At 61.3% G+C, this 21,495-nt stretch carries 15 protein-coding genes; 5 read left to right on the top strand and 10 right to left on the bottom strand.

Translation table 11 applies throughout. The annotated features are described in order from the left end of the window. Position 1: 1 nt before the first annotated feature. The gene (locus ACTNA2_RS07280; RefSeq protein WP_154518625.1) at positions 2–1,279 is read right to left on the bottom strand and encodes a metal-dependent hydrolase family protein; all 1,278 of its coding nucleotides are present in this window, start codon (positions 1,277–1,279) and stop codon (positions 2–4) included. A gap of 131 nt (positions 1,280–1,410) precedes the next feature. Further along, the gene (locus ACTNA2_RS07285) at positions 1,411–2,862 is read right to left on the bottom strand and encodes an APC family permease (protein WP_441049028.1); all 1,452 of its coding nucleotides are present in this window, start codon (positions 2,860–2,862) and stop codon (positions 1,411–1,413) included. A gap of 723 nt (positions 2,863–3,585) precedes the next feature. Between ACTNA2_RS07285 and ACTNA2_RS07290 the strand changes: the two genes are divergently transcribed. Then, positions 3,586–4,218: a C39 family peptidase gene (locus tag ACTNA2_RS07290; protein ID WP_441049029.1), complete on the top strand. Its 633-nt coding sequence runs from the start codon at positions 3,586–3,588 to the stop codon at positions 4,216–4,218. A 311-nt stretch (positions 4,219–4,529) separates the two neighbouring features. Here the strand turns inward: ACTNA2_RS07290 and arcC are convergent, their stop codons facing one another. Continuing rightward, positions 4,530–5,492 (bottom strand): carbamate kinase, encoded by a 963-nt coding sequence (gene arcC / locus ACTNA2_RS07295; protein ID WP_006235166.1) that lies wholly within the window; start codon positions 5,490–5,492, stop codon positions 4,530–4,532. A gap of 602 nt (positions 5,493–6,094) precedes the next feature. Here arcC and ACTNA2_RS07300 point away from each other — a divergent pair. The 3 genes from ACTNA2_RS07300 to ACTNA2_RS07310 all read left to right on the top strand — a co-directional run bounded on the left by ACTNA2_RS07300 (position 6,095) and on the right by ACTNA2_RS07310 (position 8,642). After that, positions 6,095–6,511, top strand: coding sequence for a DUF3830 family protein (locus tag ACTNA2_RS07300; RefSeq protein ID WP_154518619.1), 417 nt, complete (start codon positions 6,095–6,097; stop codon positions 6,509–6,511). Positions 6,512–6,516: 5 nt separating this feature from the next. Beyond that, entirely contained in the window at positions 6,517–7,038 is a 522-nt protein-coding gene (locus tag ACTNA2_RS07305; protein WP_441049030.1) for a hypothetical protein, read from the top strand. Between the two features lie 242 nt (positions 7,039–7,280). Further along, positions 7,281–8,642: an ATP-binding protein gene (locus tag ACTNA2_RS07310; protein ID WP_441049031.1), complete on the top strand. Its 1,362-nt coding sequence runs from the start codon at positions 7,281–7,283 to the stop codon at positions 8,640–8,642. Positions 8,643–8,923: 281 nt separating this feature from the next. Here the strand turns inward: ACTNA2_RS07310 and nifJ are convergent, their stop codons facing one another. From nifJ to dnaX, 7 genes are all read right to left on the bottom strand, one after another. Next, the gene (nifJ, locus tag ACTNA2_RS07315; protein ID WP_441049032.1) at positions 8,924–12,463 is read right to left on the bottom strand and encodes a pyruvate:ferredoxin (flavodoxin) oxidoreductase; all 3,540 of its coding nucleotides are present in this window, start codon (positions 12,461–12,463) and stop codon (positions 8,924–8,926) included. Between the two features lie 476 nt (positions 12,464–12,939). After that, on the bottom strand, positions 12,940–13,878 hold the full coding sequence (locus tag ACTNA2_RS07320) for an FHA domain-containing protein (protein WP_441041735.1): 939 nt from the start codon (positions 13,876–13,878) through the stop codon (positions 12,940–12,942). A gap of 3 nt (positions 13,879–13,881) precedes the next feature. Then, positions 13,882–15,723, bottom strand: coding sequence for a serine/threonine protein kinase (locus tag ACTNA2_RS07325; protein WP_441049033.1), 1,842 nt, complete (start codon positions 15,721–15,723; stop codon positions 13,882–13,884). Beyond that, positions 15,720–16,628: a hypothetical protein gene (locus tag ACTNA2_RS07330; RefSeq protein WP_441049034.1), complete on the bottom strand. Its 909-nt coding sequence runs from the start codon at positions 16,626–16,628 to the stop codon at positions 15,720–15,722. The genes ACTNA2_RS07325 and ACTNA2_RS07330 overlap by 4 nt, the downstream gene beginning before the upstream one ends. 243 nt (positions 16,629–16,871) lie before the next feature. Further along, positions 16,872–17,468, bottom strand: a complete 597-nt coding sequence (gene recR, locus ACTNA2_RS07335) for a recombination mediator RecR (RefSeq protein WP_099432550.1) — start codon at positions 17,466–17,468, stop codon at positions 16,872–16,874. Between the two features lie 13 nt (positions 17,469–17,481). Continuing rightward, entirely contained in the window at positions 17,482–17,802 is a 321-nt protein-coding gene (locus tag ACTNA2_RS07340; RefSeq protein ID WP_427719331.1) for a YbaB/EbfC family nucleoid-associated protein, read from the bottom strand. A gap of 221 nt (positions 17,803–18,023) precedes the next feature. Beyond that, positions 18,024–20,558, bottom strand: coding sequence for a DNA polymerase III subunit gamma/tau (gene dnaX / locus ACTNA2_RS07345; protein ID WP_441049035.1), 2,535 nt, complete (start codon positions 20,556–20,558; stop codon positions 18,024–18,026). A 115-nt stretch (positions 20,559–20,673) separates the two neighbouring features. On the opposite strand from dnaX, the gene ACTNA2_RS07350 reads away from it, so the two are divergent. Continuing rightward, the gene (locus ACTNA2_RS07350) at positions 20,674–21,399 is read left to right on the top strand and encodes a hypothetical protein (protein ID WP_441049036.1); all 726 of its coding nucleotides are present in this window, start codon (positions 20,674–20,676) and stop codon (positions 21,397–21,399) included. Positions 21,400–21,495: the final 96 nt, after the last annotated feature.

Here is a 21,495-nt window from a genome sequence, read left to right on the forward strand (position 1 = left end):
CTTAGGCGCTGTACTTGTTTGGCTCGCCGAAGGTGCCGGCCTCGACAATCCAGCCGTCCTTCATGATGACGTCCATGTTGTCGGTGTTGAGCACGTGGATGTCGGCGGCGACGTCACCGTTGACGACCAGCAGGTCGGCGCACTTGCCGGCCTCGATGGAACCGGTCTCGTCCTCGATGTGGCACATCTTGGCACCGTTGAGGGTGGCGCAGGTGATGGTCTCGACCGGGGTGAAGCCGATCTTGTCGACGAACTCGTACATCTCCTCGATGGAGCAGGTGCCGTACGGGGTGACGAAGGAGAAGGAGTCAGAGCCGATCGTCATGACGACGCCGCGCTTCTTGGCCTCGCGCAGGCAGTCATAGTTGCGCTGCAGCTCCTTCTCGACCAGGGTACCCTCGTACTTGTCGTGCAGCTCGGGGACATAGACGGGAGGATAGGTGGCGTACCAGGTGGGCAGGAAGGCGATCGTCGGGGTGAAGAAGGTGCCCTGCTCGGCCATAAGGTCCATGGTGCGCTCATCGATATCGAAGCCGTGAATCAGCTGCTCGCAGCCAAAGCGAACGGAATCGTAGGCGGCGGCGTGGTTGTTGTAGCAGTGGCTCCACACGGGGATACCGACCATCTTGGCCTCTTCGACCACGGCCTGGATCTCCTCGGAGCAATAGTGCTGGTCGCGACCGGAGTCCCAGCGCCAGATGCCGCCACCGGTAGCCCAGATCTTGATGGCATCGGGGTTCTCGCGCAGGCGACGACGGACGGCCTTGCGCAGATCCCAAGGACCGTCGACCTGGTCGCCCCAGGGATGGGATTCCTTGTTGAGCTCCTGGGTGCAGTGGTGGGAGTCACCGTGACCGGCAACACGGCAGAAGCCGAGGCCGGTGGCCAGAACGCGCGGGCCCTTAAAGACACCCTTGTCGATGCAGTCGCGAATCTGGATACCAAAGCGGCCGATCTCGCAGACGGTGGTGAGGCCGTGGGTGAGGCAGTCGTAGGCCTGCTTGACGGCGACGGCCTGCTTCTCGAGAAGCGGCTGCATGACCCAATCGGTGTCATCGTCGGTCAGGTTGCCCGAGAAGTGCAGGTGGGTGTCGATCAGGCCGGGAAGGACAGTCTTGCCGGCGGCGTCGATAACCTCAACGCCCTCGGGAAGGTCCTGCATAACACCGGCGTACTCGATCTTGCCGTTGTCGTCGACGAGAACGAGGGAGTTCTCGACCGGCTCGGCACCGGTACCGTCGATGAGCTTGCCGCCAACGATTGCATACTTAGTGGACATGGTTCCTCCTTATGGATCCATATAGTGGGTGAGGCCGTGTTGGGTTAAGGCCTCACAAAGCTACCCAAGTGATGCCGGGTTCGGTACGCGGGAGAGAGGGCACCGCGCACCCAATCCGCCCCGGTTAGGCGTTACTTTTTACGGGAATTGGTGAAAGCCATGAGAGCCAGGCCAATAGCCAACCAGCCGATCACGATGCTCCACTCCACCATGTTGAGGGAGGCGGGAGAGAACGGAATCACGAGCAGGCCGATGATGATGGCGCAGGCAGCGATGGCGAGGCTGATGCCAAACTTGCCGCCGGGCACCTCGTAGGGACGAGGTAGGTCGGGCTCGGTGAAGCGCATGCGCAGGCAGGCAAGAGCGACCATGCCGCAAGAGAAGATGAAGGCGAGAGCCGACACATTGGTCAGAGGGATGAGCATGTTCTTGCCCAGGAACGGACCGACGACGGTGATGATGGCCAGAACGACGCAGGCGAGCTTGGGAGCGCCGGAATTGGGATCGACCTCGGCAAACTTCTCGGGCAGCTGGCCCTTGCGGCCCATGGCGAGCATAATGCGGCTCGTGGCGCCGTAGAAGGAGTTCATCGGGCCCATGGGTCCAAGCGTGGCGATGACGAGCATGGCCAGGTACAGGAGCATGTTGATGCCCTTAAGACAGGCAAGCGCGGGAACCGGGCTCTTAACAAACTCATGCCAGTCAAGGATAGTGCCGAACGAGTAAATGCAGACCATGTAGAAGCCGCCGGCGGCCAGCAGGGCCAGGGAGATGATCTTGCCGAACTTGTTCCAGTTAAGGCCCTCGGCTGCTTCCTCAGCCTGCTGAGGAATGGTGTCGAAACCGGCGTAGAAGAACGGGGTCAAAACCAGGACCGACACGATACCGGCGAACAGGCTGGTGCCCTCGGTTGCGGCCTTACCGCCGCCAGCACCGGCGACCTGGGAGAACACAGGCATGGCGTTATTCGGCGAGCCGGTGAACAGCGAGACGCCCATGGCGAGTAGCATGCCGCAGAGCAGGGCCTTGGTCAGGAAGGCTTGGAGCTTGGCGGCCGAGCTGGCACCGCGAAAATTGAGGAAGATGACGTAGACTGCAAAGCCGAGCGCGATCAGCGTCGGGAACAGGTAAACGTCGGCGCCCAGGATGGTGTAGAGCTTGACGGCGCGCAGCCACTCAAGACCGGGCAGGCTACCGAACATCTCGGACACGAGAGTCGAAATGGCAATGGCCTCCCACGGGCACAGGATGCCGTTGCCCAGGGCCAGGAGCCAACCGGTGATGTAGCTCATCGTACGGCCAAAGCTACGATCGACATACTCGACGATGCCGCCCGAGATGGGGATAGCAGCCGTAAGCTCACCGAAAACAGCTCCGACGGGCACGAGGAAGATTGCGCCCAAGAGGAATGCGATCATAGCGGGAACGGGACCGCCGCCCACGACCATCCAGTCGCCGACCTGCAGAACCCAACCGGTACCGATGATGGCACCGAAACCGATGGTGAAGAAGTTCCAGAGCGAAAGCGTTTTCTTCATGCCGCCGGTATCCTCGACTGCAACTTCTGCGTTCTTGTCCGCCATTGTTCCCCTCCTTTCCTTTCTGACGCCCCTTGGCGTCACCCCTTGCACGGCCTGTTTTACCGCGCACTTTTTATTTCATGGCTTTAAGATACGGCCTTGGCACAGCAACGCCACTCGTAGCTCGACCGAAGGCAGAACTGCAAAACGAGCGGCGCCGTTTTTGGGACGAACGGCGAGGGGCGCCACTCGGTGCGGGCGTCCGTTTTGATGACGCGACTCAATCGCTCGCGGAGGGCGTCGCTTTATGGCACCAGACTCGCTCCCGTCCATGCCGCTTACCGAGGTTTTGGTGTATGTCCTCATTTGCTGCACGTCTTTTTTGTAGGATGGACGGGTTATACATGAGACGAGGCGGTGCAAATGGCATACGAATACAACGGCGGCGAACGACAGCGAAACGTTCGCCTTGCCGGGCGTACCACGCCAGCATCCAGGAGTGTTTCTGACAACGACGGGCCGCAGCGTCCGCAGGATCGCCCCTCGTCGTCTATGCCGCAGAATACCAGCACGCGTCAGGCGGGTCGCCCATGCTCGGGCACCCGTCAACGCCGGGCCGAAGTGCCTCGGCGGCAGAAAATCGATCGGCGAAAGTCTGACAACCACATCAGCCGTTTCTTTTCGAAGCCCCGCGGCGGACGCGGCGCAAAGCAGCCACGGCCGCTGGGACGTGCCAGGGCCGCCAATCCGCAGATTCATCGTCTCTGTCTTGCCCTGTGCTCCATCATGGCATGTCTGGCATTTGTGTATCTGGGGTCGTGTGCCTCGCATGGCTCTGCCGGCCTAGAGCCCACCGCCGAGGAAAAGCTCCTCAAAGCCCCAGTCGCACCCGGCTACTCGTTTGCTTTTTCGACCCCACGTTCGCAGTGGAGTGCCGGCACCATGCCGCATATCTACCAGATCGACCCCGCATGGTCGGAGCTGCCCTACGCCGGCGGAACTATCCGCCAAAACGGCTGCGGACCCACCTGCCTCACCATGATCTACATCTTTAAAACGGGGCGCACCGATATGACACCGGTCGATATGTGCGCCCTTTCCGAGGCGGGCAACTATGCCCCCACCGGTGCCACCGAGTGGTCGTTTATGACGAGCGGCGCCGCGCAGCTGGGGCTTAACGGGACGCAGCTCTACAACAACCGAGACTCGATGGCCCAGGCCTTGCGCTCGGGTGCTCCCGTAATCGCCGTCGTGCGTCCCGGCACGTTTACCAACGTGGGTCATTACATCGTCCTCTACGGCATTGACGACGCCGACCAAATCGGTGTCTACGATCCCAATTCGCCCAGCCGTAGCGCCCGCCGCTGGGGCGTCGTAGAAGTCCTCAACGAAATCGAAGCCATGTGGGCCTACTACTAGTCATTGGGGACAGACTTAAATGGCCAATACTAGTCATTGGGGACAGACTTAAATGACCAGCCATTAAATGACTAGCCACTGGGGACGGTCTTTGCAGACGACCGCTCGCGCTGCCGAAAAGGACTGTCCCAAGATGCCGGCAGAAAAGGAACGTCCCCAAGTGCCGGGTTTCCGCGGTCTTCAGCGCTTCTCATGAACAGTCACCTCAATAGCAAAAGCCCCGCAGTCGGAGCGGACTGCGGGGCTCATGAAGAGAGGCTAGTTTGTGGGCGCTTTGCCTGGCGCCCACAAGAGAGGCAACAGAGTAGAGACTACTCGTGGATGCGAGTACCGGAGAGGCCGGCCATGGTCTCGGCGGCCTTGTCCAGGGCGCCGATAATGCAGGTGCGGCCCTTGCGGGAACGGGCGAACTTGATGGCAGCGCGGACCTTGGGCTCCATGGAACCCTTACCGAACTGGCCCTCGTCGGCCAGGCGCTCGGCCTCGTCGGCGGTGAGGTCCTCGAGCTCCTCCTGGTTGGGCTTGCCAAAGTTGATGGCGACATGCTCAACGGCGGTCAGCAGGAACAGAACGTCGGCGTCGCAGTCCTCGGCCAGCAGCTCGCCGCCCAGGTCCTTGTCGATGACGGCGGGAACGCCCTTGTAGCAACCCTTGTTCTCGTAGTCGCGGACGACGGGAATGCCGCCGCCACCGCAGGCGATGACGATGAACTCGTTGTCGAGCAGGTTGAGGATGGAGTCGGCCTCGACGATCTTCTTGGGATCGGGGGAGGCGACGACGCGGCGCCAGCCGCGGCCGGAATCCTCGACGAAGACCTTGGAGGGATCCTCGGCCATGAACTCCTTGGCCTGCTCCTCGGTGTAGAAGGGGCCGATCGGCTTGGTCGGGTTCTTGAACGCAGGATCATCCGGGTCGCACTCGATCTGGGTGACGACGGTGGCGGCGTGCCAACGCTTATAGCGCTTGTGCATCTCGCGGCCGATGCCCTGCTGCAGGTGATAACCAATGTAGCCCTGGGACATGGCGCCGCACTCGGGCAGCGGCATCTCGGGGGTGCCGATGGCGTCGTGGGCGGCGGCGAAGGCATTCTGGATCATGCCGACCTGCGGGCCGTTGCCGTGGGTGATGATGATCTCGTTACCCTGCTCGATGAGACCAAGGAGTGCGTGGGCGGTGTTGCTCACGGCCTCGATCTGCTCGACGGGGTTGTTGCCGAGGGCGTTGCCGCCAAGGGCGACGACAATACGATCGGGCTTGCCAAGAGGCTTAGACATTGCTGGAATCCTTTCTGTAAAAGGCCTACATCCCATTAATAACCCACGTCCGTGCAATACGCGAGTTTATTAAGGTTTATATTCTCTTTATCGCTCATTTTATTCATTTTGAAAACAGTTGAACGGTGAACGGTCGTTTTTACCCGTTCAGCGTAAAGATGCCCAGCTCAAGCATATCTAAGCTATTTACGTGCGACTTTATTTTGATAGAGCAGGGATTAGACCAGATTATGCAAACTATATCTTTGCTAAACACAAAACAGACAGCGCAATATCTTACTCACACTATACGAGATTCTATACATTTTTAAGACGAGTATGCACCCCTGCAATAACATAGCGTTTTTCATCCAACTTAGGGAATAGACGAGCACCTTTACCGCGCGTCGGCCGGCAGCCGGCGAGCCGTCTCGTCGATTGCCGCTTCCAGAAATTCAAAAACTGATATTGCGCGCGCAATTACGGCATGGTACTTTAGCGAAGAACAGCGCGGGCTGGGGCGACAGAGATCTGTCGTGAAGTTTGGGTTCGGCGACCCCGCTGCTGTCTTCTCCTTATCCGCCAGCGAACCCCTTGAGCGACGGATTGAGGAGGTCCTTACTATGACAAAAATGCTCAAGATCACGCTGAATGGCGAGACGTTTCTCGCCGACATGCTCTGGGACAAGGCTCCCGAGGCGTGCAAGCTGTTCGAATCGTCCTGTCCGGTCGAGTCACGTATCTTTTCGGCCAAGATCTGCGATGCCGAGGTAACCTATCCCGTATCGGGCCCCATCGCCAATTACGAGCACATCGAGAACCCCGTCTTTCACGAGCCAGCGGGCGCCGTGAGCTGGTATGGCGGCTGGTCGTCAATTTGCATCTTCTTTGACGTGTGCGAGCCCTTTGGCACCTGCAACATGTTCGCCCGCATCTGCGAAGCCGACCGCGAGCGCTTTGCCGCCGCCTGCCGCAATGTCTGGGACAACCAGGGCATGTACATTAAAAACGAAATCGTCGAGATCGAAACGGAGGCCTAAAGATGATGGATATCAACACCCTGCTCGCACTCGACCTTGCCGAGTACACCACTGCACTTGAGGCCCTCGCTGACCAAATGATGCTCGAAGAACCCCGTGACATCGACTACATGCGCCGCCGCAAGCTCGACACCGGCCGCGAATTCGCCGTCTGGAACTTCACCGTCGGCTACTGTATGAACGCCGCCGACGCTCTCTCCCTCCTGCTAGCCCAGGCCAACGAAAACGCCAACGACGGCACCGCCGACCTCGCAACGATCAACAACAGCGCCGCGCGCCTGTGCGACTGGTTCTCGGGCGCCTTTGACGTCACCGGCAAAATGGATGACACTACGGCAATCCTCGCCCACAGCCGCGACCTCTACGCCCAGGTAGAGACTCACGAACAGTTCGCGGCCCTCACCCGTGCCACTGAGCGCTATCTGGTCCAGCTCCAATTTTGGGTCGACCGCCAGATTCCCTGGCCGGCTATTAGCGACCTCGTCCACGGCTACCGCCTACGCACAGAGAGCGGCGAGACAAGGTAAAAACAGCCAGGTAGCACCAACATAGTCCCACCACGGGACCCAAAGTAAGAATCAGAGGGCTGGAGACGCACGCAACAGCGTCCCCAGCCCCTTCGCAAAGTAGAGCGCTGTTTCAGTGGCTTTGAGACCTTATCGGACCTTTGCTATCTTCCAATTTTTGTATATTTACGACGTTATTATCTGCCAATTTTTGTATGATTTTAGGCGATTCTATCTGTCAATTTTTGTCATTTGGGGGTTTAATGCTACGCCGTAAGGTCACTGATAGGCTTTTGAGCTGGAAGAATAACTCCAATAAGGCATTACTTGTTACTGGTGCGCGTCAGATCGGCAAGAGCTATGCGATTCGCGCGTTTGGAAAAAGCAACTACGCTTCGTATTTTGAGGTCAATTTACTACTCGATATCGAAGCAAGGAATGCACTTGTTGGCGCAAAGAACTCCGTTGACTTTATCAACCGCGTAGCCCTTCTTGCGGATACGCCGCTTGTTGAGGGCGATACGCTTGTCTTTGTCGATGAGATTCAGGAGTATCCGCAGATCGTTACACTCATGAAGGCGTTGGTCGAGGATGGGCGCTTTAGCTATGTCTTCTCGGGGTCTATGCTTGGGACTGAGTTTAAGGGGATCTCTTCTTTTCCGGTGGGGTATGTAGAGCACATTGTTATGCGCCCGATGGATTTTGAAGAGTTTTGTTGGGCAAACAGCGTTAGCGAGAATGTGCTTGCAGGCATTCGCAGCTGCCTTGTCGAGAAACATCCTGTCGAAAACTATATTCATGAGGCGATGCTCAAGAACTATAGAGCTTATATCGTTTGCGGCGGCATGCCGGAGGTCGTTCAGAATTATATTGATTCGGGTTATTCGCTCGTGAGCACACGTGAGCTTCAAACTCAGTTGGTCGATCAGTACAAAAGCGATATCTCAAAATATGCATCGACTCGAGCGTTTAACGTTCGGTCGATTTTTGAGCAAATTCCCGTTCAGCTTGAGGCGGAGTCTCATCGCTTTGTTGTTTCGTCTCTGGGTGAGGGAGCTCGCCTTAAAAAATATGAGCAGGATTTCCTGTGGCTTGTTAACGCAGGTGTTGGATTGATGGTCGCCAGGGTGACGGAGCCACGGAGTCCTCTCAAGAGGACGGAGAAAACGACAGCCTTCAAACTATACGAGTCTGATACAGGCATGCTAGCATCGCGGTACCCCGGCAGCACTGCACGCGCTGTCTATCTTGATATGAAAACTCCCAACCTTGGTGGTCTCTATGAGAACGTGGTCGCGCAGGAACTTGTTGCCCTCGGGGCGGATGCATGGTACTACCAAACGCGTGAGGTCGGTGAAGTTGACTTTGTAATCGAAGGCGCCCACGGGCATGTTGTCCCAATCGAGGTCAAATCGGGTAAGAAGGTTCGAGCGCACGCGGCCCTCGATCGTCTGATGAGTGTGGGCGAGTACAAAATTCCCGAGGCCGTTGTACTGAGCCACGAGAACCTCAGCAAAGAGGGCAAGGTTCTGTATGTTCCAATCTACATGACGTTTTGTCTTGATGAGTTTATGGAAAAGGATGACCCCAATAATGATTTCTCGTTCGCGCCCATATCTCTCTAGCCATTTGAATCTGCAATCCAGCCACGCCCCCATCCATCCCCAAAGTAGCGCGACTTTCGCGGCAAAGCCGCGAAACAGCGAAAGGGGCAAAAGGCCCCCTCAGCCACGTCCTTCATTCAGCCCCACAATCCGAGGACGTAGTCGTAGCAGGATCTGAGGGCTAACCTTCGCGGACATTCCGCAGGACGAAAGAACCCCCGCCGCACGTAGTGCGCAGCGGGGGTTCTTTCATGTCCGAGGACGTCCGCGAAGGTTAGCCCTCAGATCCTGCGGTGGGAGACCTAGGCCTCGTTGTACACCGTCTTAAGCTTCAGCAGGTGAGCGTAGCGGTCCATAGCGGCCTGCTCGTTCTCCTTGAAGAGCTCCTCGGCGCGCTCGGGGAAGGAGCGCGTCAGCGAAGCGTAACGGGCCTCGTTCATCAGGAACTCCTGATAGCCGCCCGCGGGCTCCTTGGAATCGAGCGAGAACTTCTTGCCGGCAGCAGCCTCGGGGTTGAAGCGGAAGAGGTTCCAGTAACCGCACTCGACAGCCTTCTTCATCTCGGCCTGGCAGTTCTGCATGCCGCCCTTCTTGATGGAGTGCATCTCGCAGGGGCTGTAGCCGATGATGAGGGACGGGCCGTCGTAGGCCTCGGCCTCGTGGATGGCCTTGAGAGTCTGAGCCGGGTTGGCGCCCATGGCGACCTGCGCCACGTAGACGTAACCATAGCTCATAGCGATCTCGGCCAGAGACTTCTTCTTGGTCACCTTGCCGGCAGCGGCGAACTGAGCAACCTGGCCCAGGTTCGAAGCCTTGGAGGCCTGTCCGCCGGTGTTGGAGTAGACCTCGGTGTCGAAGACGAAGACGTTGACGTTGTGGCCAGAAGCCAGGACGTGGTCCAGACCACCGAAGCCGATGTCGTAGGCCCAACCGTCGCCACCGAAGATCCAGAAGGACTTCTTGGTGAGGTAAGCCTTGTCGGCGAGGATCGCCTTGGAAGCGTCGCAGCCGCACTTCTCGAGCTCGGCAACGTAGGCGGCAGCAGCAGTCTTGGAGGCCTCGGCGTCGTTGACGGAGTCGATCCAAGCCTGACCGGCGGCCTTGAGCTCGTCGGACGGACCATCGGCAGCGATGAGCTCCTGGGTGGCGGCGATCAGCTTATTCTGGACGGCCTCGTAACCGATGGCCATGCCCAGACCGTGCTCAGCATTGTCCTCGAACAGGGAGTTGTTCCACGCCGGGCCGTGACCGTCCTTGTCCTTGCAGTAAGGAGCGGTGGCAGCGGGGTTGCCCCAAATGGAGGAGCAGCCGGTGGCGTTGGAGATGAACATGCGGTCGCCGGCGACCTGGGTCACCAGACGTGCATAAGCGGTCTCGGCGCAGCCGGCGCAGGAGCCGGAGAACTCCAGGTAGGGCTGCTTAAACTGGCTGCCCTTGACGTTGGCCGCGGTGAGCTCCTTCTTCTCGGAGACGTTCTTGACCATGTAGTCCCAAACGGGCTGCTGATCCATCTCCTGCTCGGCGGGAACCATCTCGAGGGCGCCCTTGGGGCAGACCTTGACGCAGTTGGTGCAGCCCATGCAGTCGAGCGGGGACACGGCCATGGTGAACTTCATGCCCTTGGCCTTGGGACCCATGGCGTCGAGCGTACGGGTAGCCTCGGGCGCGGCGGCAGCCTCGTCCTCGGTCATCGCGAACGGACGGATGGTGGCATGCGGGCACACATAGGCGCACTGGTTGCACTGGATGCACTTGGTCTCGTCCCAGTGAGGAACGACCACGGCGACGCCGCGCTTCTCGTATGCGGAGGCGCCCAGCTCAAACTGGCCGTCGGCGCAATCGACGAAGGCGGAAACGGGCAGGCTGTCGCCATCCATGCGATCGATGGGCTCGAGCAGGTTCTTGACCTGCTGGGCGATAGCGGACTTGGTCTCCTCGGAAAGCTCGACAGGAGCGGCGTCCTCGGCGGTAGCCCAGTCGGCCGGAACCTCGAACTTACGGAAGGCGGTAGCGCCGGCATCGATGGCCTTGTGGTTGGCGTCGACGATGGCCTGGCCCTTCTTCATGTAGGACTTGGTAGCCGCGTCCTTCATGTACTGCAGGGCGTCCTCGGCGGGCAGGACCTTGGCCAGCGCGAAGAAGGCGGACTGGAGCACCGTGTTGGTGCGCTTGCCCATGCCAACCTTGGCGGCCAGGTCGATAGCGTCGATCAGGTAGACGTTGACGTTGTTGTTCGCGATGTAGCGCTTGGCCACGGCGGGCATGTGCTCGGCGAACTCCTCGTCGCTCCACTGGCAGTTGACCAGGAAGGTGCCGCCAGGCTTGACGTCGCGGACCATCTTGAAGCCCTTGACGATGTAGCTGGGGTTGTGGCAAGCGACAAAGTCGGCCTTGGTCACGTAGTACGGCGAGCGGATCGGGGAATCACCAAAGCGCAGGTGCGAGACGGTAACGCCGCCGGTCTTCTTGGAGTCGTACTGGAAGTAGGCCTGAACGTACTTGTCGGTGTGGTCGCCGATGATCTTAATCGAGTTCTTGTTGGCGCCGACGGTACCGTCGCCACCCAGACCCCAGAACTTGCACTCGATGGTGCCGGGAGCTGCGGTGTTGGGCGCATCCTCGGCCTCGGGCAGGCTCAGGTTGGTCACGTCATCGACAATGCCGATGGTGAACTCGCGCTTGGGCTCGTCCTTCTTGAGCTCCTCGAAGACGGCAAACGCGGACGCGGGAGGCGTGTCCTTGCTGCCCAGGCCGTAACGGCCGCCGACGACCTTGATACCCGTCTTGCCGGCCTCGTAGAGAGCGGAGACGACGTCCTGGTAGAGCGGCTCGCCGATGGAACCCGGCTCCTTGGTGCGGTCCATGACGGCGATCTTCTGGACGGTCTCGGGGAGAACGTCCACGAAGTGCTTGATGGAGAACGGACGGAACAGGCGAACCTTGACCAGGCCGACCTTCTCACCGTGAGCGTTGAGGTAGTCGATGACTTCCTCGAGCACGTCGCAGAAGGAGCCCATGCACACGACGACACGATCGGCATCGGGAGCGCCGTAGTAGTTGAACAGGCCGTAATCGGTGCCGAGCTTCTCGTTGATCTTCTTCATGTAGCCCTCGACGACGGCAGGGAGCTCGTCGTAGACCTTGTTGCAGGCCTCGCGGTTCTGGAAGAAGATGTCGCCGTTCTCATGGCTGCCGCGGGTGTGCGGGTGCTCAGGGTTGAGCGCGTGGTCGCGGAAAGCCTGGACGGCGTCCATGTCGCACATCTCGGCAAGATCCTTGTAGTCCCACATGGCGACCTTCTGGATCTCGTGGCTGGTGCGGAAGCCGTCGAAGAAGTTGAGGAACGGGGTCTTACCCTCGATGGCGGCAAGGTGAGCCACCGGCGAGAGGTCCATGACCTCCTGGACGTTGCCCTCGGCGAGCATGGCGAAACCGGTCTGGCGGCAGGCCATGACGTCGGAGTGATCGCCAAAGATGTTCAGGGCGTGGGAAGCGACGCAACGCGCGGAGACGTGGAAGACGCCCGGGAGCTGCTCGCCCGCGATCTTGTACATGTTCGGGATCATCAGGAGCAGGCCCTGAGAAGCCGTGTAGGTGGTGGTCAGAGCACCGGCGCCCAGCGAACCGTGAACGGTACCGGCTGCACCCGCCTCGGACTCCATCTCGACGACCTTGACCGGGGTGCCAAAGATGTTCTTGCGACCCTGGGCCGCCCACTGGTCGACATGGTCGGCCATCGGGCTGGACGGCGTAATGGGATAAATTCCCGCTACCTCGGTGTACGCATACGAAACATATGCGGCCGCCTCGTTGCCGTCCATAGACTTAAACTTACGCGCCATATACCCCTCTCCTCTCATATAGGTATACAGGCCCCGGCGATTACCGGGATGTTGGCGTGATGGGATTTTCGCTGTTGCTTCCAGTCATCTGACAGGCGGACTCAGCAGCAGGTACATGGCGTGGAGAGAAGGCATGCCGAGGCGAGGAGGCTGCACGCGCTCCACAGGCCCAGCTACCCGTCTTGCACATGATCGAGCGCCGCAAAGGCCGCATGCCGGATGCTCCCGGGCACGCCCCGGTGATGGGAAGCGCCCGCAACGGAAATCCGCATGCGGGTTTATTGTACCCCGCCGTCAAGTGTAATTTCGACAAATATAGGCGGGCGGTAAAGGTTTATCCCGAGCGACCATCAAGGGCAAAAATAATCCTTCCGTCACCGAGGGACCAAATGGCAGTTGCGGTGAAATAGGGACTGTTTTTGCCGGCCGTAGCCTTAAACAGTCCCTATTTCACCGCAACTTATTTAGGAGATGAGTCAGAGGGCGCCGAGGAGGATGGCGTAGGTTGTGGATTCTCCGAGCCTGAGCTCGTCACCGGGGTTGAGCCGAGCGGAGCGGCCGGGCTCGACCTGGGTGCAGACGTTCGTCGCGCCGTTTACCACCACGGTTCCGTTGGTGGACGACAGGTCCTCGACGTACCAGACATTTTGGTCATCGCACCACACGTGGGCATGGCGAGCCGAAACGTCATCGCCCACATCGGTGATATCGCCCTCCCCCGTCGCCAGCGCGCCGATCTCGACGCCCTCCTCACTCGGCTGAATCCAGCGCGGGGCGCTCACCACGTAGCCGTTTTGCACGCGCAGCAGTCCCAACGGGTGCGCAGGCGCCGCCTCGTGCTCGCCCGTGACCGTCGAGGTGCTCAGCGAGCGCGGCGTCGACGTGGCGCCGCCACAGGTCGCATGAGCGTAGTCGAGGGCATAGGTCACCGACGAGCGGACATCTGCCGAGCAGCCCACGGCGACAAACAGCACCAGGATGGCCTCGGCGCGCTCGGCGGGCATGAGCTCAGCCGCCTGCGACAGGCGCTCGAGCGCATTGCGATAGAGATTCGTGTCCTGATGGCATTCCTCGAGTGCCCGCACCATGGGCTCGCCAGCGGGGCCGCACACCATGTTGGTCACGGCCGCGGCGTCCATGGGATTGCGGCGGCGCAGGGCCAGCTGCGACATAATGCGCGCGGCCGAGGTGCCGTAATCGGCAAAATAACGTTCCTGCAGCGTGCCGACCGGCGCGCGCACGATAAAGCGCGAAACCCAAGAGCGATCGGCAGCACGGCTCTGCGGACTACGGCCGTCGACGAGCGGGCGGCTCGAGAGCACCAGGCCGCACAGTTCGATATGGCTCAGGTGCGCTGCGCGCTTAAAGATGTCAAACATTGCCCCGCACGGGGTGAGCTCAGCTTGAGAAGCCATGGCTTAGCCCTCCTTGGTCGCAGAGATAGTGTCGGATACTTCGGCCGGCCCGCCAAAGGCGCGAGCAGCCGCGGCTCCGCCGGCAAGCGGCGTCGCCATGGAAATTTTCGCACGTCGCGCTGACACGACGGGAAGCTCAAAGGCAAACCCCATCGCCAGCAAAAACCACGTGAGCGCATAGGTTGCAATTAAGGCGGCAACGAAGCCGCTCGCTACGGCGCGTTGGGAAAACACGGTGCATGCAACCGCGATCAGCACCGGAACCTCGCAGGCAGAAAGCGCCAGTACGCCTTGCAGGAACCCCGTGCGACGATCGTGTGCCATGGCGCCGGCAGCGATGCCCACCATGCCCGGCGGTGCCAACGCCAGTGCGGCGATAATGGCCGGCAGCTTCCCGGACCACATAAGCGGTCCCACGACGAGTGTCACATGGGCGCCCGACGCCAACAGCGCAGCTGATACCACGACCACAGCCCAAAGCACGCCGCATACCGCCGTCGCCCCAACCATCGCCGCACGCCGGGCCGTGTGTCCCGATACCTCCATCGGGCACGGCAAGAGCGGCTCGGCGCGAAGCGAGCGGGCGACATTTTGCGCATAGTGGTCGCAAAATGCCGAGAGCGCCGCCTCCACCGCAGCCGGCTCGGGACGATCTTCCTGATGGCAGGACAGGCAGGCCATGACCACGTCGAACAACTGGGCATCGACAAACGCCAGCGCATCGCGCAGATCCTCGGAATTTGGATCGAGTCCCAGCTGCTGAGCCTGTTCGGCCGCGGCAAGTGCCACATCGGGCTCGCGTCGCAGCAGTTGCGTCAAGTCGCAGCCGGGCGCGTGGGCGCCAACGGGATAATCGGGCAGCGTATCCATCTTGAGGCGATAAGGGCTGGCGATATCGCACGTCTTTTTGCGCGAGCCCGAAGTACCCGACGCACCCGGCGCTACTTCGTACGGCGCGACACCGGCGATGAGCTCGTAGACCGTACTCGCCGCTGCATACACATCGATTGCCGGCGACATGCGAAGCATGCGCAGGTCGGGGATATCGTCGGTGAGCATCTCGGGCGGGGCGTAGGCCACCGTCGCGCGGCGCAACGTGGCATAGCGCTCGGTAAACGACGCCTTGCCGCCGGTGCCGGCCACCGCAGAGGCGGGCTCGAGCGCCAGCGAAGAGCCAAAGTCGATCAAGCACAGGTCGAAGGTGCCTTCGGCAAGCTGTCGGTCGAGCGGCAGGCGCGCCGTGCGCACCATAATATTAGCGGGCGAGATATCGCGATGGACGAACCCCTCGCCTACCAAGCTCATGCGGCAGAGCAGATCGAACAGGTCGCGACCCAAGCGCGCCGCCACGAGCGGCGACAGACGCCCGGCATCGTCCACGGCAAGGCGCGAGCGCAGGCGAGCGAGCGTCTCGCCCTCGACCCACTCCATGACAATCGCGGGCACGCCGTCAACCTCGCCCCATCCATACAGGCGGGGAAAGCCTCTAAGGCCCGAAAGGGCGCGATGGCATTCATATTCCTCGCGAAACGCCGCCTTGAACTTGGTGACCAGCGCCTCGTGGGCGACATCGTCATCAAATTCGTCGCGCGTTGGCAAGATGAGCTGCTTGAGTGCCACGGCCTCGCCCTGCGCGTTGACGGCACGCGTCACACGGCCGATACCGCCGCGGCGCATGGTGGCGTCATCGGCAAACAGCATCGTAAAACGGCGCAGGTAGGCGGGAAGCTCGTCCGGGCCCAGCGCAATGGCGGGCTCAAACCCTCCAACGCGCGCCAGGCGCAGGCCCACCATAGGGTCACGGCTGAGCGACTGGGTTGCCACAGAAGCAAGGCTATTCGTCATAGGGCGATCGCCGCCACTTTGGTATTGAAGTTGTTGAGCGCGACGTCGTCATCGCCATAATGCCCCACCCATTGGCACAGATTGGTGTAGCAACCCCATAGGTTGGCGTATTGCTGATACCACTTTGACTTGGGAGAAAACGTTTGCCGGCCAAACTCGGCACGGATGACAAACATATCGTTGGTCAGGCTATCGCACGGTCCGGTATCGCCCGTAGCGTTATAGGTCGAAACCACGCTGTTGGCGCGGGCGACATAGCCATCGAGCATGTTGTATTTGGTCACGAGCCAGCTGTGAATACTCTCCTCCTCGGCAGCCGAGAGACCACCCGAGCCCGTGTCGCCGCCGGCACCGCCGTCCGTCGGGCCGTCACTCGAAGATCCACCGCCAGAGGCGGAGCCCGAACCGGAACCGCCGCCCGAGCCCGCCGAACCGGTGCCAGAACCGGACCCGTCCGAGCCGCCGGGCTTACCCGCCTGCTGCGTATCCTGCTCCTTCTGCTGCTCCGCCTTGTTAACGACAGAAGCCACGCTGTTATTGGAAAGCTTCGTAATGACCTTGGTGTTGGTGAGCACGATAGTCTTGCCGTTTGCCAGCGTAACCTCGTTGTCCGATGTTTCTGGACTGTCCGCATCGTCGCCACCGAACACAACATGCGAGACCACGCTCGCCCACGCATATCCGGTTGTCGTTCCCAAGTCGCTTTTGGCCTTGCGCCCAATATGCAGCTCGCGCGCAGCATACGCCCGTACCATGGACGGCACCGTCATGCCATAAGCCGAAACACCGGCTATGACCAGCACGAGCGAGCAAGACAGCAGCACGTACGCCCGAGGCGCCAGGCCCAGCCGGCGTCGAATGCGCACCGCGGCGCCATGCTTTGTCTGAGTGCTAGCGGGCCGCATGCGTTCTCCTCCAACAAAAACACGCCGCTTAAAAGCGGCGTATTCTTTCAAATCCACATTTGAGTGTATCAGCGAACTCAAAAGGTTGTGCAACGAATGGGCAAATACGAGGTGAGAGTGGACCCATCCACGCGATAAGCGGATGAAAAGCAGGTTTGTTGTACAACAAATGCATGAACGCGTGCCCAATTATGAGCGCCCCGTGCGGCAGGCCGACGGGACATGCCGCGGAGCTGACGCCGCCTAGATCGCACGACGGGCCTCGATAGCACGGCCGAGCGTAAGCTCGTCAGCATACTCCAGGTCGCCTCCCACGGGCAGGCCGCTCGCCAGACGCGACACCTCGACGCCCAGAGGCTTGATGGTGCGGGCAAGGTAGCTCGCCGTGGTCTCGCCCTCAATGTTTGGGTTGGTGGCGATAATGACCTCGTGGATGTCCTCGTGGCCCAAGCGCGCCAGCAACTCGCGGATGTGCAGCTGCTCGGGGCCGATCTTGTCCATGGGGCTGATCACGCCGCCCAGCACGTGGTAGAGGCCGTGGTAGCTGCCCGTGCGCTCAATCGCCTGGACATCGCGCGGCTCACCCACCACGCAGATGCGGGTGGTGTCGCGCATCGAGTCTTGGCAGATGGAGCACTCGTCAGCGGTGGCGTAATTAAAGCAGCGGCTGCAAAAATGCACTTCCTGCTTAACCTCTAGAATGGCCTCGGCCAGGCGGCGCGCCTCCTCGGCGTCGGCCTCGAGCAGGTAGTAGGCGATGCGCTGGGCCGATTTGGGGCCAATGCCCGGCAGACGGCCCAGCTCATCGAGCAGTTTTTGCAGACTATGGTTGGCACTCATATATGTGCGCGTCTTAGAACGGCATGCCCGGGATGTTGAGGCCGCCGGCGATGGCGCCCATCTGCTTGTTGGCGAGCTCGTTGACGCCGCGGACGGCCTCGTTGACGGCAGCCATAATCATGTCCTGCAGCATATCGACGTCCTCGGGATCGAGCGCATCGGGGTCGATGGTGAGGTTGACGAGCTCCATCTCGCCGTTGACAGTCACCTTGACCATGCCGCCGCCGGCAGAGGCGTCGACGGTCTGGGACTTGAGGTTCTCCTGCGCGGCGGCAAGCTGCTCCTGCATCTTGCGGGCCTGCTTCATCATCTGCTGCATGTTCATACCGGCCATGATGGCTCCTTTACGTGTGGTCGCGCGACAAGCTGCAAGGGCAGCCGGGCACGGCGGGACTTTCAAACTCAAAAATCGTACCACGGCGCGGGGCAAACGAGCGGGGCGGTCGCGCTAACTCAGTCGATGTACATGTCCTCTAGCGTGACGCGCCGCCCAAGACTATGCAAGGTCGAATTATGCAAGGTCTCACAACTCGGCGTATATACCCGCCCGCATAGTTACTCCACCGGCTTGAAGATGGTGGACTGGCCAAAGACACTACGTATGAGGGCTTTGGCCTCGTCCTCGGTCTGCGGGATGCCCGGGGCTGCGCCCTGGTGACCGAAAGGACTGCCAGCACCGGGGTTGGACTCCCAAGGGGCAGCGAGGGCGTCGTCACTTGCAGGAGCGGACGTCGCAGCCGCGGGAGCTGCGGCCGAAGCGGCAGGGCTGGGCGCAGGCGCCGCGGCAGGCATGTCGAACGGAGCAAGATCTTCCCCGCTCGCATCGCCGGCGAAGCCGCCGACCATGGCGTCGTCGTAGGGTACCTGCTCGGATTCCCATGGCGCAGCCTGTACAGACGGCTGAATCTTGGGAGCAGACGCGCACTCGGACACTCGGGGCGCGGGCTCGGTCGGGAGCTTGCCCGTGGCAGGAGCACCGGCAGGGTTGTCGGAGCGCAGCCAAGGGGCCTTGGCCAGGTCGGATGACTTTGGTGCAGGCGCGGCAGCGGGCTTGGACGCGGGAATCGGAGCAGCCGGTTTGGGCACGGCGGGTTCAGTCACCGACGGGATCGGTGCCGCTACCGGTGCCGCTTTTGGCTGCGTCGCGCTGGCGCTCGAGGATGCAGGGGCCGCCGAGGACACGGGTTGCGGGTCCGCAGATGCCGCAGCCCGTGCAGATGGAGAATGCTCCTCATGTTGAGGAGCCGGCCTGACACCCCCATCCAGAACATAGTCGACGGTGCGACGACCGAAGACCGCACTGACTGTCGGCAAAAACACCGCCTGTGTATCAGCACGCCCGAGCATCTTGATAGCAAATGCCGTAGGGAACGAGACCGTGAGCTTAGAACCATCGTCTGCCGTAGCGCGAGCGTTCAACAGGAGTGCCGCATAAGAAGGTTGTTGGGCCTTGACGCGCTCGACGACCTCGACCCATTTGCGCTGGAGCTCGCCGGCATCCTCTACCGCAGGGGTCTCGGCGGCGCCGGCGGCAGCAACCTGAGCGGCAGTGTTGGGCTGGGGCTTAGGCGCCGGCGCAGCGGCAGGTACGGGAGCCGAAGCGGCGGTGGGCTGGGACATCGGAGCCGGGGCAGGCTGAGGCGCAGGCGCAGCGGGCTTGGGGGCCGGCGCGGGCTGGGCCGCCGGAGCGGCAGCGCCGCGGTCCCAGGGCATGCCGCCCTGGCGCGCGGGCGTAGCAGTGGGAGCGGCAGATGCCGTCGGAGCGGCAGCTCGGGCACCCGAGATCAGTGTCGGCTGCTGGGCAGCAGCTCGGGCACCCGAAATCAGCGTCGGTTGTTGTGTCGCCACAGGTGCAGCCGCGACAGCCGCAGGCGCAGCACCAGCAGCAGCCACGCTCGCCGGCACCGCGGCGTTGGCGACCATGGCCTCCAAGCGTGCCACGCGCTCGGCCAGGGCCTCAATGGTCAGATCGGCCTCGGGACGTGCCAGGCGCGTGCAGGCGATCTCGAGCACCAGGCGCACGTCGCTCGCACCCCTCATCTCCAACGCGGCATCGTCGAGCACTGTCAGCACGCGGGCCAGACGGTCGGCCGGATGCCCGCCAAAGGCAGCGGCCTCGGCAGCAAGCGCCTCAGCCTGCTCGGCCCCGCCCTCAAACAGCTCGGCACGGGTACCGGCAACGCAGGCCACATACACGTCGCGCACGTGCGCCACCAGGTCGCGCGTCAGCTCAAGCAGGTCATTGCCCTCCTCGACCTGTGCGCGAATGAGCCCATAGAGTTCAGCAATATCACGCTCGGCGATGGCGCGGGCAAACTCGCCCAGGATCTGGTCCGAAACCTCGCCCAAAAGCGAGCGGGCATCGTCCGCATGCACGGCGCCGTTGCCAAAAACGCTCAGCTGCTCCAGCGTGGAAAGCGCGTCGCGCATGCCGCCCTTGGCATGGCGCGCCACGATGGCCAGCGCCTCGTCGTCGTAATCGAAGCCCTCCTGCTCGCACACGTAGGACAGACGATGCTCGATATCCTCGTTGCCGATGCGGTGGAAATCGAAGCGCTGGCAGCGCGAGAGGATGGTCTCCAGAATCTTTTGCGGATCGGTGGTGCACAACACAAAGATCACGTGCGCCGGCGGCTCCTCGAGCGTCTTGAGCAGCGCGTTGAACGCCGCCGTCGTGAGCATATGGACCTCGTCGATGATATAGATCTTGTACTTGCCACGCACCGGGGCAAAGTTAACGGAGTTGATGATCTCCTCGCGCACATTGTCCACGCCCGTACGGCTTGCGGCATCGAGCTCGTAGACATCGGGGTGGTTGCCCTCGGCGATGAGCTCGCACTCTTCGCAAGTGCCGTCGGGCATGCAGCCGCTTGCGCCCTCGGCGCGCGCCGCCTCGGCATTGCGGCATAGCAGCGCCTTGGCCAGAATGCGCGCCATGGTGGTCTTGCCCGTGCCGCGCGGTCCGCAGAACAGGTACGCGTGGGACAGGCGTCCCTCGGTGATGGCGTGCTCGAGCGTCGAGACGATATGCTGCTGGCCCACCACGGAGTCGAAGGTGAGCGGGCGATACTTTCGGTACAACGATTCCATGGGTGCTCCCCCGGGTATACTGAGTTTTGTTGCCGCGACGGCCATGCGGTCGCACGGCATACTGCACTCATAATAACCCGTACGGCGAGCCCGCCGCGATAGGAGTCCAAAGAGCATGGCAGACGCAGAGAGCAACCTCATTCCCTCCGAAGCAGCCGACCAGGTCGAGGTCGCGCTCGAGAAACAGGCAGCAGCCGACGACGGCATCCTGTACCTCAACGAGTATCAGTACGAAAACGACCTCGTCACCGACTTCGCCCGCTTGGTCGCCTCGCCCAGGCGTCGCGGCTCGCTGTATGTCGCCGCGGCAATTGCCGCGCTGCTCGGCATCGGCATGTTGGTGGCCGGCGGCAACTGGATCAAGTTTGGCGTCGTCCTGATCGTGTTCGGCGCCTTTTTGGCCTGGTGGAGCAAAAACCTGCACCACACGCTCGCCCGCGACTTTATCGACGCCGTCGAGGCCGACAAGTCCATGGGTGGCCGCTATCGCCGCGTCGCCGCCAACGAGGACGGCTTGATGGTATGGGGCAAGAGCGGCAAGTCGCAGTTCTTCCCGTTTGAGAAGCTCGACCACGTACTCGACGGCGAGCGCATCTTTGTTGCCATGTTCGCAGACCAGGGCGTGACGATCCCCAAGGACACCTTTGTTCGCGGCGACGCCGAGCAGTTTGGCTCCTTCCTTAAGGCGCGCATCAACAAAAAGCTCCGCATCGAGACCAAGAAGAAGAAAATGAAGGCCGAGAAGGCTGCAGCCGAGGCCAAGCAGGGAGACAAGGCAGACAAGCCCCAGGACAACAAGGGCAAGCAGTGCAAGCAGAAGAAGGGCAAGAAGAAGCGCTAAGGCCAAGTCATACAGGCAGCCTCGCATCCCGCTATCCTCCCCATGCACCAGAGCGTGCTACACTAGCAGCATCTATGCCACCGCGAATGGCTCGGC

Source organism: Collinsella sp. HCP28S3_E9 (assembly GCF_052065455.1).
In the GTDB taxonomy this organism is placed as follows: domain Bacteria; phylum Actinomycetota; class Coriobacteriia; order Coriobacteriales; family Coriobacteriaceae; genus Collinsella.

Coding starts and splice junctions, on each gene's coding strand:
- ACTNA2_RS07285 (WP_441049028.1), bottom strand. CDS start 2,862: ATGGCGGACAAGAACGCAGAAGTTGCAGTCGAGGATACCGGCGGCATG.
- ACTNA2_RS07280 (WP_154518625.1), bottom strand. CDS start 1,279: ATGTCCACTAAGTATGCAATCGTTGGCGGCAAGCTCATCGACGGTACC.
- ACTNA2_RS07310 (WP_441049031.1), top strand. CDS start 7,281: ATGCTACGCCGTAAGGTCACTGATAGGCTTTTGAGCTGGAAGAATAAC.
- ACTNA2_RS07305 (WP_441049030.1), top strand. CDS start 6,517: ATGGATATCAACACCCTGCTCGCACTCGACCTTGCCGAGTACACCACT.
- ACTNA2_RS07340 (WP_427719331.1), bottom strand. CDS start 17,802: ATGGCCGGTATGAACATGCAGCAGATGATGAAGCAGGCCCGCAAGATG.
- ACTNA2_RS07300 (WP_154518619.1), top strand. CDS start 6,095: ATGACAAAAATGCTCAAGATCACGCTGAATGGCGAGACGTTTCTCGCC.
- ACTNA2_RS07350 (WP_441049036.1), top strand. CDS start 20,674: ATGGCAGACGCAGAGAGCAACCTCATTCCCTCCGAAGCAGCCGACCAG.
- ACTNA2_RS07290 (WP_441049029.1), top strand. CDS start 3,586: ATGGCATGTCTGGCATTTGTGTATCTGGGGTCGTGTGCCTCGCATGGC.
- nifJ (WP_441049032.1), bottom strand. CDS start 12,463: ATGGCGCGTAAGTTTAAGTCTATGGACGGCAACGAGGCGGCCGCATAT.
- dnaX (WP_441049035.1), bottom strand. CDS start 20,558: ATGGAATCGTTGTACCGAAAGTATCGCCCGCTCACCTTCGACTCCGTG.
- arcC (WP_006235166.1), bottom strand. CDS start 5,492: ATGTCTAAGCCTCTTGGCAAGCCCGATCGTATTGTCGTCGCCCTTGGC.
- recR (WP_099432550.1), bottom strand. CDS start 17,468: ATGAGTGCCAACCATAGTCTGCAAAAACTGCTCGATGAGCTGGGCCGT.
- ACTNA2_RS07320 (WP_441041735.1), bottom strand. CDS start 13,878: ATGGCTTCTCAAGCTGAGCTCACCCCGTGCGGGGCAATGTTTGACATC.
- ACTNA2_RS07330 (WP_441049034.1), bottom strand. CDS start 16,628: ATGCGGCCCGCTAGCACTCAGACAAAGCATGGCGCCGCGGTGCGCATT.
- ACTNA2_RS07325 (WP_441049033.1), bottom strand. CDS start 15,723: ATGACGAATAGCCTTGCTTCTGTGGCAACCCAGTCGCTCAGCCGTGAC.